Origin of the sequence: Spirosoma sp. (assembly GCF_026391055.1) — a bacterium.
Lineage (GTDB): Bacteria > Bacteroidota > Bacteroidia > Cytophagales > Spirosomataceae > Spirosoma.
Map to the genome: position 1 here is coordinate 212,354 of NZ_JAPLET010000031.1, position 12,209 is coordinate 224,562.

Genomic DNA, 12,209 nt, shown 5'->3' on the forward strand with positions numbered 1-12,209 from the left:
TTAAATATACTGAAAGCCAATAGTTTATACCTAACCCATACGCTTTTCAACTCATTTTAAAGACTTGGCACTTGATTGGCAGAATCGTTTGCATTGGCTGAGTGGATGGCCACTAAACACTTCTTCTGATGAAACGCAATATTCAGCACGACCCCTTATCGCTTCAACAAGTTGAAACAAGTCACTGGTCTTATCCCGTTCATACCCACAATCATTACGAGTTGATTCTGATTCGCAGTGGCAGTGGTCATCACCTTATCAATGGCAATCGATTCGCCTACCAGGCTGGTGATGCATTCTTTTTAGGCCCTCTGGACTATCACTCATTTGTGATCAATAAAAAAACCTGCTTCTGCTTTCTGTCCTTCACTGATCTGTACCTGGCGAACCTGTCGTCGTTGGGCACGAATTCCTGGCCGCAGATTCGTGAACATGGTCTGATTAAACACCAGCCTCTGGTGGGCAGCCTGGTTACGGATAGTCTGGAACAACAAAATTTACAGGCGTTGTTCCGCATTATTCTGGCCGAACATTACGCGCATCAGTCTCCATTAGCCAATCCCGTTGTTGAGTCGCTGATGAAAACGATCCTGAGCATCGTAGACCGCCAACTATCGCATTACCAGACGGGTGCAGGCGCTTTATCCTGTACAGCTTCGTCACTTCGACAGCGGATTGGCACCTATGTACACCGGTACATTACAGAACCGGACTACCTGCGTCTGGAAAAGATGGCCGATGTCTTTAATTATTCGCAGCGGCATCTGGGCGCGCTGTTTAAACAGCAGACCGGCGAATCCATTCAGCAGTACATTATCCGGTATAGGCTTCAACTGGTCGAGACAAGGCTCAGGCTGAGTACACTAACCGTTTCGCAGATAGCAGACGAATTTGGATTTACGGACGTATGCCACCTGAATAAACTGTTCAAACGCTATTACCGGCAAACGCCCACCGGTTACCGACGCGAGCTTTCAGCCAGTCTTCCCGCAATGCCCGGCTTACCGGCGGGTTTCACCACGATGTTGAACGCCAGCGAAAACTCATTTTTGATCGCATAATCGCCCAGGCCTGAGAAGAAACTGGTTGAGTTGTACCGAATGGCAAACTGCGTTCGGTCAATAACGGCTTTGCCTTTAATGCGTAGTCCGTCACCTTCTGTGCTGATGACAACCGGAAACGTAACCGGCCGGGTAACACCCCGAATCATTAACTGGCCGGTTACGACCTGACCTGATAAGCTGGTCAGCAGAAACGTTGCGGTTGGATAGCGGGTAATATCGAAGAAATCTTCACCGCGCAAATGCGCCTGGAGTTTGGCATCTTCATGCCGAAGGGTGCTCATATCTATACTAAGTCGGCCACTGGTTATTTGTTTGCCTGCAACAGCAAACTGCCCCTTACTCACCTGAATCGTACCTGAGGGGGCCCAGGAGCCAAGCTCCGCGTAACCCGTCCAGTTGAGCTGGCTGGCGCTGGCATCGACGGTAAACTGAGACTGCGCTACAGCTGATGAAACAAGAGCAAATGTGAAAAAGAAACTAATGAGAAGCGTTTTCATGATAGATCCTGATTTAAAGTTGATGGAGTTGATGATTAGTTAGCGTTGGGTTTTCCTTCCGTTTCGATCAGCCCGTAGCCTTTATAGAGTTTGCCGGAACGGTCTTTGGCAATGACGTACCAGAGCGCATCGCCCCCGTAAGCCTGCTTGCCATACCGCCAGTTTTTGGGATATGTATACGTCTGGCCACGCTGGAGTTTTCCCTGAGGGCAGACAAACGTGTCGGCAAACTCGTCAGGATTGTACCGCATATTGGGATGCCAGCCAGTTGAGTCGTACCAGATAAAACTACCGGCTTCAACCAGTTCCAGATCGCTCACTTCGGCGCGGACCATTGTGGAGTGTTTCCAGTAATACATGTCGCCTTCCAGTACCGGTACGCAGGGATTGTTGGTATGCCAGAGCGTCAGGCCAACGGGCAGCAAACGCAGCTTGTCGGGTAATAAACGGGACTTGTTCGACCAGCCGTAGGGCTGTGGCTGAGACCGGGCAATCAGGCCAGTCAGGCAGAGGGTAAGGAGCAGGAATGTTCGCATCGTTGTGACGGGGTTAAGTCGTTGAACGATACAAAGGTGGGGTGGCAACCGGCCCCCATCGCCCCAATTCAGGATTGGGACGTCCCAACGGACGAATTGGGACTACGTTTGACCGGCATACTCACTGGGCGACTGCCCCGTATGCTCCTTGAAGATTCGGTTGAAGGTCGTTTTAGAATTAAAGCCCGATTCGAAGGCGATGCCCAGCAGGGTGAAGCGGGTCAGGTCGTCGGTACGGAGCCGCTGCTTCACTTCGCTGATGCGATAGGAATTGACAAAATTATTGAACGACTGGCCAATACCGGCATTGATAATGAGCGAAACGACTTTGGGATTAAGCCCCAGGTGGCGAGCCAGTTCGGTGAGCGTCAGGGTTGGATTAAGGTAGAGTTTATCGGTATCCATGGCCCGGCGAACCTGGTCAACCTGTTCAGGGCTAATCTGAACCTCACTTTTGGGCAGCAGTGGCAGACTGTCTGGTATGGCTTCATCCCTGAACTGCACATTGGCCAGGTTGGTCTGTTGCAGGCCGGCCGTACCGAGCATAATGAGCAGCAGGCCGAGCAGCCAGTACGAGTAGTCATACTGGAAGTACAAATTGAACCGATGGCGTAAAATCAGTTCGATAGCCCACTGACCACAAACCAGCGCAATGATGACCAGTAAGATGCGAAGCCACCGCAGAGTAAGCTGGCTCGTTTCGGAGAAGTTTTCCTGCACATAGCGGCTGTAGTTACGCAACAACCGCAGGGATAGCAGCAGGTAGATAAGCAGCGAGATCCACGTACCGTCGAACTCAATACTGTACGTGTATGGGTAATGGATGTTGTTCCAGAACCAGTTTCTGAACTCATAGGACTGTAACGTCAGGAACAGATAAAGACCTGCCTGAACAGCCACTGGCAGAAAATGCCACCAGTAACTTCGTTTAAACTGAAAAGCACTATTTGTGAGGCTATTTACGTAGATGTAAATCAGCGGCCCAAAGGCAAACGAATAGAAGATGGGCAGGAAATACAGATTGGCATTTTGCTGATAAATACCGGCTACCCGAAAAAAGCCATCAATCAGCCAGCAGGAAAGGGCAACCATCAAACAGGCCAGAAATCGATTTGCCTGCCGATTGTAGGCTGAAAACCAAAGCAGTCCCGCAGCAAAGAACCCTACGTTGATGATGAACAGCCCGACCAGTACATCAACTGAGAACTCAATTTTCACCTTTTTGCTGTTTAGATTCCGTCGATGATGTTATTGACAGAAAACTGGAAGTTACCTCCCGGCTTCATGTGCAATATACAGCAACAGAACGCAAAAAGAGAAATGTAGTGCCGCATCGACGGTCGGCACTACAACCAGCTAATACCGCTCGTTTCCCTCGTCTTCCTCTTCGGCGAGTTCGATGATCTGCTCGTCGATGTCGTCATCCGACATATCGGCATCGGTTTCATCATCGATGAACTCGTCGGGTTCGGCGTCGTTCGACAGTTCGTCTGTAGCGTGGCGGGCGGTGGCTGTATCGGTATATAAAAGCGTATCGGAAGCCTCTTCATCGCCCGGATTCATGATGTCTGGGTCGTTGTTCACACCAAGCCCGGCGTAAACGACAGCGTCGTCTTCTATATCGTTTTCGGGCATGTTGTTATGACGTGGCGACATACCTTCCAGTGGACCGCCCGAATTTTCATCGACGCGCTGTTGATCGGAGTTGTTTGTATTTTCCATAATGATCTAGTTACCGATGATGCTGGCCGGAGGTCTGCGTACCTTTTCGGCTCACCGGTATTACTCCCTAACTCCGAACGTTTAAAAGAGTTTTCGGTTATTTCCAAACCACCACTTTCTGAATCTGCACCGGGCGGTTATCGCTCTGGAGTCGTATCAGATACGTACCATCGGCCAGATTTCCCAGATCAAGGAGTGTCTCTGCGCTGGCTTTAACCAGTTGGGCAGGCACCACGGTCTGACCCGTTAAGGACACCAGTTCTACGCGTCCGTCGTAGTGCGGACGAACCGTAACATACCGGTTTGTTGGATTGGGAAATACCCAGGGGCTGGTCGATTCTTCAGTTACGCCTGTCACAACCACCTTTTGGGAAGTATTTTTGAGGTAGCGCAGGCCGCCCCCCGTTCCGCCGAGTATCAGGTCGGGAAGCTGGTCGCCGTCCAGGTCGGCGGCTGCGGCAATGAGTCCTTTGCCGGGTAAGCCGATTCCCGGCAGCGAATCGATCAGCGTAAATGCCTGAGTCGGCGTTTCCGGGAATTGATAGACTTTAACCGAGCCGTTATCGGCTGCGGCAATAAGTTCATTTTTCTGATCGCCGTTCAGGTCGGCCACCACCAGCGACCGGGCGCGGGCGTAGATGTAATCGTCCGTCGTGATCCCACCGAATGTCTGGTTCTGCAACTGAAAAACGGGTGCCGTGGCCGTACCGGCATTGCGGTAATACAGGATTGTACCCACGTTGTATCGGCTAATCAATAAGTCCGGTTTGTTGTCTTTATCGACATCCGTAACCGTCAGCAGATCGAGCGGGTACATCAGGTCGGGCGTGGGCCAACGGTTGGCACTGGCAAGGCTGTATTGTACGGGAGCCCCTTTGGAAGCGGTATTGATCAGCGCACGAATTTCTACGGCCTGTTTTCCTGTGGCGGTGACGATCAGGTCCATACTGCCATTGGCATCCACATCGGCAAAAGAAGGCACCACGTTTGTCAGCCCCAGCGACTGAATACCCAGGTAATCGGTTGTGACGAGCACAAAGGCCGGGTTTTGCGTCGTCCCTTTATTCTCGAACTGCCAGATGCCCCCCCGGTAGCCAGAGCCAACCCCTATCCCGCCGTACCCGACCAGTAAATCCATATCGCCGTCGCCATCCAGATCGGCCAGCGCGGGGGCCGTGCGTTCGCCCAGGTCCAGCATATCACTCTGCAGGAAATCTTTCTGAACAAGCTCGAAATTGGGCTTCTGCGTTGTCCCTGTGTTCCTGTAAAACCAGCCCGACGCCCGAAAATCGTAGACATTGCCGTCGTTGAAGTTCACATTGGGCGATGCCAGCAAATCTTTCTGCCCGTCGCCGTCGACATCCTCAAAAAAAGTGGCCGGAAAGGCCGGAAACAGAATGGGGTTCCGGGCCGGAAACAGGCTATCGTAACTCGTGAAGTTGGCACTTACACTATTTGGCCCGGTGTTTCGCAGGCGGGCAATGTTTTCACAACTCACAAAGCCGAACAGCAAGTCTTTCTTGCCATCGCCATCAGTATCGATCACCGTAAGGGTGTTGCCCGAATGAAGCGGTCTTGCCCCGCTGGGACTAGCCGGGCCAACTTTTCCTGTAACAGATGGAGCGGCCAGACGACCACCGGTGCCGGAGCCATCGTCGCAATTGATCCCAAATCTAAAGTCGTTACAAAACTCTTTTTGAAAATGCCCCCAGCACTGATTACCGGCACGGGCAAAGTCGAGCCCTCTAGTGCCGGTTCGTTCCATACTCATGTTTTGCTGGTAGGCAATAATGTTACCATCAGCATCGAAGGTGATGATGTCGATGTCGCCATCGTCGTCATAGTCCGTAATGGCGGGCAGATCGGACGCATTGACATAAAGGGGTATCTGAAAGCCACTGAAGCCAAGCGTTCGGAGCGGGTCGACTGCCAATTTGAACGACACCGTCCCGTTCTGCGATTCGTTATGCCATACACTAATGCCCTTTGAACTGTTGGTGAATATATCTTTCCGGCCGTCGAAGTCATAATCGACCAGCAGCATCCAGCTGTACATAACCGCCGGAAAAGCCAGTTCGTACTCGGGCGCGTACTGCCAGACCGTGCCGCTGCCGATGGGATTGTCGACGGCGATGAACGTGCTGACCTTACCGGTTGTCCGGTCGTAAACGGCCAGATCGTCGCGGGTGTCGCTATTCAGGCGAATGGTTGAATACTGCGTCGTATTCAGGCCACCCACCCACGGATTGAGCAGCGGGCGGTTGTTGACGCTAACAGTTGGACTCTGGTCGTATCGAAACGCGATCTTCCCACCCGACTGCGCGTGAGTGAGAAATGGAATTGCTAAAAAACAAAGCGTAAACAGCTTTTTCATCTAATTTTGACCTTTATCAATCACAACCGGCACTTCACTCAAAGAACGACAGGAGGAACCATTTATGTCTATCGGTATGCTATCAACCGAACAACTCTACCATAAATTTCAGGAATGCACCGGAGTTTCGACGGACACCCGCCGAATTACGCCCGACTGTTTGTTTGTAGCCCTGAAGGGCGACACTTTCGATGGCAACCAGTTTGCCGAACAGGCTCTGGCATCGGGGGCGCGCTACGCACTGGTAGACGATGCCGCCGTGGCCGAGCGCGACCGGGCCAGTGGTTCCAACCGCTGCCTGCTCGTGGCTGATGGCCTCACGGCACTCCAAGACCTGGCCCGCCATCATCGGCAAACCTTTACCTTCCCCGTTATCGGCCTGACGGGTTCCAACGGGAAAACGACGACCAAAGAACTGATTGCGGGCGTACTATCGAAAAAATACAACCTCTACGCCACAGCCGGGAACCTGAACAACCACATTGGCGTACCGCTTACGCTGCTGTCGTTAAATGAGCAGCACGAGCTGGCGATTATTGAAATGGGGGCTAACCACCAGAAAGAGATTGAGTTTCTGTGTTCCATTGCCCTGCCCACGCATGGCCTGATCACGAACATCGGCAAAGCCCATCTGGAAGGTTTCGGCGGCATCGAGGGCGTCCGGATAGGCAAGGGCGAACTGTATGACTACCTGGCACAGAACGCCAAAACGGTCTTCATCAACTCGCGCGACAAAACCCTGACGGCCATGTACCGCGAACGACTGAAGAGCATACGCTCCGAAACGACCTTCGCCGAAGCTATTTTTTATCCGGCTGCCAACCCGGACGAAGACCCGATTACCTTAATCAGTGAATCGCCGGTGGTTGTTTACAAAGACGCAGTCGGTAACGAAATCGCCACGCATTTGCCCGGCCGGTACAACTTCGACAATATGCTGGCGGCTCTGGCCATCGGCGATTATTTCGGGGTATCGCCCGAAGAGGCCAACCGCGCCATTGCGGATTACAACCCAACCAACAACCGCTCCCAGCATGTTGCGAAAGGTACCAATACGGTGCTGCTGGATGCGTATAACGCCAACCCCAGTTCCATGGCTGCGGCCATTCAGCAGTTTGCCGCTACGCCCGCCAAACGCAAAGCCGTTATTCTGGGCGATATGTACGAACTGGGCGACGAAAGTGAAGCCGAGCACGCAGCACTGGGCAAACTGATTGCTGAAAGCAACTTCGATCTGGTCATTCTGGCGGGAAAAGACATGCGTTTCGCTCTGGCTTATCTGCCGAAAGCGTATTACTTCCCGGATAAATTTTCGCTGCATAACTGGGTCATAGATAACCCTATGACAGATACCCATATTTTAATAAAAGGGTCGCGGGGCATGAGTTTAGAGTCGGTTGTGCCTTTTATATGAATCAGATGTTTCTGATCAGCCAATCCGGCAAATGCAAAAGCTCAACATTTCCAGTACTATGAAGATCAGTTTAATTATTTGCCTGCTTTTTATTGGCACCTGGGCAACGAAAAAAGTCTACTTTTTCGCAACAGACACCCCGTTTGAGGCAGAAATCCGGGCGTTTGAGACGATGGATCAGCAGTCTCCGCCCCCCCAGAATGCCATCGTTTTTACAGGAAGCTCGTCCATCCGGCTCTGGGAAAACCTGTCGACGTACTTCCCCGGCAAGCCAATACTTCAGCGTGGGTTTGGCGGTTCGGAGTTGAGCCAGGTGCTGCTCTATGCTGATCGGATCATTACCCCCTACCACCCCAAACAAGTTGTCATCTATGCGGGCGAGAACGACATTGCCACGGGTAAACAAACCGGTCGGCAAACCTTCGACCGGCTGGTTGCTTTATTCACGCACGTCCGGCAAGCGTTACCCGAGGCTACGTTTACGTTTATTTCCATAAAGTCCAGCCCGTCGCGTCGACAGTATTTCGCGGAGAACGACACCGCCAACCAGCTTATCAAAGACTATCTGGCCACGAAGGCAAATACCCAATTCGTGGATATTCGGCCGGTTATGCTTGGTAAAAATGGGCAACCTGAGCCTACTCTGTTCAAGCCGGATAGTCTGCATATGCTACCGGCTGGTTACGAGCGCTGGGGTCGTGTACTGAGTCCTTATTTAAAATAAATAAACGGCGGTGTTGTGCTGGCGCGGGCATTAGCCGCACGGGCCAGCACAACACCCCGCAAATCCTGTCAACAACCCTTTCCCTAGATGAAAAAGTCGTTTCTCCTTCTAATCGCTTTGTGCGTAACGGCCCTGGCCACCCATGCCCAAACCAATACGTACGCGCTGCTACCCAAACCCACTCACCTGGAAGCGCGTAGCGGCAGTTATACATTACCCGCCAAACCAACGATTGCCGTTCAGGCCGCCGATCCTGAAATACGCCGGATTGCCCGGATGCTGGCCGACCAGCTGGCCAAAGCAACCGGATCGACACCGGTTGTGACCACAGGCAAAACCTCCGGCGGCATCTTGTTCGTCAGTGCCAAAGGGCCGAAGCTTGGCGCAGAAGGATACACGCTGGCCGTTTCGCCGAAGCAGATTGTCATTACGGCCGAGCAACCCAAAGGCTTTTTTTACGGCGTCCAATCGCTGATGCAGTTGATGCCTGCGGCTGTGTTCAGTCCGACAAAAGTAAGTGGCGTAGCCTGGACAGTACCGGCCTGCACTATCGAAGACCAGCCTAGGTATGGGTATCGGGGGTCGATGCTGGACGTAGGGCGGTATTTCTACCCCGTAGCCTTCATCAAGAAATACATCGACCTGCTGGCCGTGCATAAAATGAATACGTTTCACTGGCACCTGACCGAAGACCAGGGCTGGCGGATCGAAATCAAGAAGTACCCGAAACTAACCGAGATCAGTTCAATACGGCCCAAAACGATGGTGGGTCATTACCGGGATCACGTCTACGACAATAAACCATACGGTGGCTTTTATACCCAGGACGAAGTGCGCGATGTAGTCAAATACGCGCAGGAACGTTTCGTGACGGTCATTCCCGAAATCGAAATGCCGGGCCACTCGGTGGCCGTTCTGGCGGCTTATCCTGAGCTGGGGAGCAACCCGGATAAGATTCTTACGCCCTCGCCAAACTGGGGCGTCCATGATGATGTGCTGTTTCCGCGTGAAGAGACCTTCACCTTTCTGGAAAACGTTCTGACCGAAGTGATGGCCCTCTTTCCGAGCCAGTACATCCACATCGGTGGCGACGAATGCCCGAAAACCCAGTGGAAACAAAGTAAGTTTTGTCAGGCTCTGATGAAGGAAAAAGGCCTGAAAGACGAGCACGAACTGCAAAGCTATTTCATCCAGCGTATCGACAAGTTCGTTACCTCCAAAGGTCGCCGGATCATTGGCTGGGACGAAATACTGGAAGGGGGCCTCTCTCCCAACGCAACCGTTATGAGCTGGCGCGGCATCAACGGGGGGATTGCTGCCGCCCGACAGAACCACGACGTGATCATGACGCCAACTACCTACTGCTACCTCGACTATTATCAGGCCGATCCCAAAACGCAACCCGTGACCATCGGCGGCCTGCTCCCCATCGAGAAAGTGTACAGTTTCAACCCTTCGGTAACGGACAGCCTGACGGCCGAGCAATCCAAACACGTGCTGGGCGTACAGGCCAACGTCTGGTCGGAGTACATGCCCACCACGCACTCCGTGGAATACATGGCTTACCCGCGTCTTATCGCCGTAGCCGAAACCGGCTGGACACCCCAGGACGCCCGAAACATCGACGATTTCAAGCAACGGCTGGAAGTGCACAAAAAACGGCTCGACTTCCTGAACGTCAACTACTTCGGTGCCCCGATCAACAACACATTCCAGTACGTATGGCCGAAAGAAACGGCTAAGAAGTAAGCACTGACAAAAAGTCGAAACGAGTTTTATTGAGCTATCAGTAAAACTCGTTTCGCTCTCCGGAGCTAATGCGTTCTTTGCTATTAACGCTGCTGCCGAAAATTTCAATCTCCTTCAACATAGTTCGCCCTGCTAAATCGTCGATATATAGTACATCCGAAGGCACATGCGGATTAGTCTTATCGCGGTAATCCACATAAATGAACGCAACGGGCAGAATATAACGGCCGCTATACTGAAGCTTGAGCGAGGGGAGCTTTTTCAGCGCGGCTATAATGGTTGGCTCAAAACCATAATACATCCCTTTGGTACTGTGATTAAGGATCGAAATATCCTCAACGCGCCCTTTTTCCGAAACAGTAAAGCCAGCAAAAACCCGCCCGTATACACTCGCCCACTCGGCTCCGCGAGGATACTTTAGCCGACGGATTAAAACAGTGGTGAAAACCGGATCATCATTCAGACCAGCACTATCTGTTTGCGCAACGCTCACGTGGCTAAAGACTAAAAGGAGGATCAATTGCCAATAATGCATACTTATGTTTACGAAGCGTTTTAATATTATTATTGCCCTGGTAGTGGCTTCACTTATTATTTACAAATTGAGGTGGGGCTATGAAAGTTTCGACGTATCAGACCCGACTAAAAGGTCAACATACTCCTACAAAAGAAAATGGCCTAACGGCAACTATCATAGTTTGCGGTTAAAAGTGAAAGGAGAGCTTAAAAACGGGGTAGCTTACATCAAAGTTTATCAGTGCCGACTAGATCCTAAGGATACCTATGGAATACTTACACTGGAAATTAGAGGCAAGGTTGATACGATGATTAGCAATCAGTATTATCGTGGTGAAGCCTGTATAGTATATAAACCTCATAATGTGGAGGGCGGGAAATTAACTATATCGATAGCGGCCAAATAAAGCCCTTTGCGGCCAGAAAATCCTAAAATTCACTTCTTTATAACATCATCTCCATCCGAATATCGGCGCGTGCGTAGGGCGTTGGGATGCTGAGAACTTCCCGAAACCCGACACTCTCGTACATGGTAAGAGCGGGCGTAAGAATCCGATTCGACTCCAGCCAGACCTTTTTAACATCCAGTTGACGGGCATAATCAATAGCAGCCAGGCATAGTTTCTTACCGATACCTTTGCCCTGCGCCGTGGGCGAAACGGCCATTTTAGCCAGTTCAAATTCAGCTACGCCCTGCTCCGAAGTGCTGGTGTTCACCATCGCCACACAGCCAACAACCTCCTCACCTATTTTAGCAAAAAAGATTTGACCATTGCGGGGCATCACATAAATCTCAGGGTGATCCAGTTGCTCCAGGTCATGGGGTTCAACGGCAAAATAATGGGAAATCCACTCAATATTGAGCCGTTTGAAATCATCCTGATATTGGAGTGAATAAGGAATGATGGATACGTCGTTCATAGTGTTATGATTTGGTGGTTGTCTTTTTTAATTCGTCCTGAACCCGGTCGTAAAAGTTTTTTTCGCTGAGCTGCACTTCCATCTCCTGAAGCGATTGCAGGAGGTTATGCGTCTGCTGCGCTAGCATACTGCTATTGACCGCGATAAAGGCATCCCAAATAGGTTGAAGCCTTGGCAACATGGCTTGTCCTCGCTCGCTCAGGGTTAGCAGCCGCTTACGCCCGTCAGTCTCCGACTTAGCCGACACAATGAGGTCGTTCTTTTCCAGCTCATTGATAACCTGAATAACAGCCGGGTGCGTAATACCCAGCCGTTCAGCAATTTCCATTACGGCAACAGGCCCCTGCCGGGCAATAAGCACAAAAATGGTAGCCCAGCGAACGTCGAAATCCACCCCCGACTGCCTGTAAATGGCCGTAACCGCCTGCCAGTAAATATCACTTAATCGCCTGAGTCGGCTGGCAAGGGCCAACTCAGCCATTTCGGCCATAAAATCCATACTATGTAAGCAATTACGTAAGACCTTACATAGTTATAACTCTTCGGGGTAATTGTCAAGCCGGTTCTCATAAATAGTTTGGCATGGAACGTTCTGTCAGTGACTAAAGTAGTTGTTGTTCAGTAGGGATTCTGGCGATCAATCTTTAATTTTGTATTTTGCTAAGAATCGCAACATACGAAGGAATCCGTTT

13 protein-coding genes are annotated in these 12,209 nt (G+C 51.3%); 5 read left to right on the forward strand and 8 right to left on the reverse strand.

What is annotated here, in order from left to right:
* Positions 1 to 128 precede the first annotated feature (128 nt).
* Complete coding sequence (locus NT073_RS32675; protein WP_297382466.1) at positions 129 to 1,061, forward strand: AraC family transcriptional regulator; 933 nt, start codon at positions 129 to 131, stop codon at positions 1,059 to 1,061.
* Here the strand turns inward: NT073_RS32675 and NT073_RS32680 are convergent.
* The 5 genes from NT073_RS32680 to NT073_RS32700 all read right to left on the reverse strand — a co-directional run bounded on the left by NT073_RS32680 (position 959) and on the right by NT073_RS32700 (position 6,193).
* Entirely contained in the window at positions 959 to 1,561 is a 603-nt protein-coding gene (locus tag NT073_RS32680; protein ID WP_297382468.1) for a YceI family protein, read from the reverse strand. The two genes, NT073_RS32675 and NT073_RS32680, sit on opposite strands and share 103 nt — an antisense overlap.
* A gap of 35 nt (positions 1,562 to 1,596) precedes the next feature.
* The gene (locus tag NT073_RS32685) at positions 1,597 to 2,097 is read right to left on the reverse strand and encodes a hypothetical protein (RefSeq protein ID WP_297382470.1); all 501 of its coding nucleotides are present in this window, start codon (positions 2,095 to 2,097) and stop codon (positions 1,597 to 1,599) included.
* A 102-nt stretch (positions 2,098 to 2,199) separates the two neighbouring features.
* The gene (locus NT073_RS32690; RefSeq protein ID WP_297382472.1) at positions 2,200 to 3,315 is read right to left on the reverse strand and encodes a helix-turn-helix transcriptional regulator; all 1,116 of its coding nucleotides are present in this window, start codon (positions 3,313 to 3,315) and stop codon (positions 2,200 to 2,202) included.
* Positions 3,316 to 3,453: 138 nt separating this feature from the next.
* Complete coding sequence (locus NT073_RS32695) at positions 3,454 to 3,819, reverse strand: hypothetical protein (RefSeq protein ID WP_297382474.1); 366 nt, start codon at positions 3,817 to 3,819, stop codon at positions 3,454 to 3,456.
* 97 nt (positions 3,820 to 3,916) lie between these two features.
* Positions 3,917 to 6,193 (reverse strand): FG-GAP-like repeat-containing protein, encoded by a 2,277-nt coding sequence (locus NT073_RS32700; RefSeq protein WP_297382476.1) that lies wholly within the window; start codon positions 6,191 to 6,193, stop codon positions 3,917 to 3,919.
* Between the two features lie 76 nt (positions 6,194 to 6,269).
* Here NT073_RS32700 and murF point away from each other — a divergent pair, with 76 nt between their 5' ends.
* From murF to NT073_RS32715, 3 genes are all read left to right on the forward strand, one after another.
* Positions 6,270 to 7,607, forward strand: a complete 1,338-nt coding sequence (gene murF / locus NT073_RS32705) for a UDP-N-acetylmuramoyl-tripeptide--D-alanyl-D-alanine ligase (protein ID WP_297382478.1) — start codon at positions 6,270 to 6,272, stop codon at positions 7,605 to 7,607.
* Positions 7,608 to 7,665: 58 nt separating this feature from the next.
* Positions 7,666 to 8,331: a GDSL-type esterase/lipase family protein gene (locus NT073_RS32710; protein WP_297382480.1), complete on the forward strand. Its 666-nt coding sequence runs from the start codon at positions 7,666 to 7,668 to the stop codon at positions 8,329 to 8,331.
* Positions 8,332 to 8,418: 87 nt separating this feature from the next.
* Entirely contained in the window at positions 8,419 to 10,080 is a 1,662-nt protein-coding gene (locus NT073_RS32715) for a beta-N-acetylhexosaminidase (protein WP_297382481.1), read from the forward strand.
* Positions 10,081 to 10,117: 37 nt separating this feature from the next.
* Here NT073_RS32715 and NT073_RS32720 read toward each other — a convergent pair whose 3' ends face one another.
* Positions 10,118 to 10,615, reverse strand: coding sequence for a hypothetical protein (locus NT073_RS32720; RefSeq protein WP_297382484.1), 498 nt, complete (start codon positions 10,613 to 10,615; stop codon positions 10,118 to 10,120).
* Positions 10,616 to 10,619: 4 nt separating this feature from the next.
* Here NT073_RS32720 and NT073_RS32725 point away from each other — a divergent pair, with 4 nt between their 5' ends.
* Positions 10,620 to 11,003: a hypothetical protein gene (locus tag NT073_RS32725; protein ID WP_297382485.1), complete on the forward strand. Its 384-nt coding sequence runs from the start codon at positions 10,620 to 10,622 to the stop codon at positions 11,001 to 11,003.
* A gap of 37 nt (positions 11,004 to 11,040) precedes the next feature.
* Here NT073_RS32725 and NT073_RS32730 read toward each other — a convergent pair whose 3' ends face one another.
* Entirely contained in the window at positions 11,041 to 11,517 is a 477-nt protein-coding gene (locus NT073_RS32730; protein WP_297382488.1) for a GNAT family N-acetyltransferase, read from the reverse strand.
* Positions 11,518 to 11,521: 4 nt separating this feature from the next.
* Positions 11,522 to 12,016, reverse strand: coding sequence for a MarR family transcriptional regulator (locus NT073_RS32735; protein ID WP_297382490.1), 495 nt, complete (start codon positions 12,014 to 12,016; stop codon positions 11,522 to 11,524).
* Between the last annotated feature and the right edge of the window lie 193 nt (positions 12,017 to 12,209).

What these genes read in the sequence shown, in the direction of transcription:
- NT073_RS32715 (WP_297382481.1), top strand. Translation starts at nt 8,419, where the DNA reads ATGAAAAAGTCGTTTCTCCTTCTAATCGCTTTGTGCGTAACGGCCCTG.
- NT073_RS32695 (WP_297382474.1), bottom strand. Translation starts at nt 3,819, where the DNA reads ATGGAAAATACAAACAACTCCGATCAACAGCGCGTCGATGAAAATTCG.
- NT073_RS32700 (WP_297382476.1), bottom strand. Translation starts at nt 6,193, where the DNA reads ATGAAAAAGCTGTTTACGCTTTGTTTTTTAGCAATTCCATTTCTCACT.
- NT073_RS32725 (WP_297382485.1), top strand. Translation starts at nt 10,620, where the DNA reads ATGTTTACGAAGCGTTTTAATATTATTATTGCCCTGGTAGTGGCTTCA.
- NT073_RS32730 (WP_297382488.1), bottom strand. Translation starts at nt 11,517, where the DNA reads ATGAACGACGTATCCATCATTCCTTATTCACTCCAATATCAGGATGAT.
- NT073_RS32735 (WP_297382490.1), bottom strand. Translation starts at nt 12,016, where the DNA reads ATGGATTTTATGGCCGAAATGGCTGAGTTGGCCCTTGCCAGCCGACTC.
- NT073_RS32685 (WP_297382470.1), bottom strand. Translation starts at nt 2,097, where the DNA reads ATGCGAACATTCCTGCTCCTTACCCTCTGCCTGACTGGCCTGATTGCC.
- NT073_RS32675 (WP_297382466.1), top strand. Translation starts at nt 129, where the DNA reads ATGAAACGCAATATTCAGCACGACCCCTTATCGCTTCAACAAGTTGAA.
- murF (WP_297382478.1), top strand. Translation starts at nt 6,270, where the DNA reads ATGCTATCAACCGAACAACTCTACCATAAATTTCAGGAATGCACCGGA.
- NT073_RS32710 (WP_297382480.1), top strand. Translation starts at nt 7,666, where the DNA reads ATGAAGATCAGTTTAATTATTTGCCTGCTTTTTATTGGCACCTGGGCA.
- NT073_RS32680 (WP_297382468.1), bottom strand. Translation starts at nt 1,561, where the DNA reads ATGAAAACGCTTCTCATTAGTTTCTTTTTCACATTTGCTCTTGTTTCA.
- NT073_RS32720 (WP_297382484.1), bottom strand. Translation starts at nt 10,615, where the DNA reads ATGCATTATTGGCAATTGATCCTCCTTTTAGTCTTTAGCCACGTGAGC.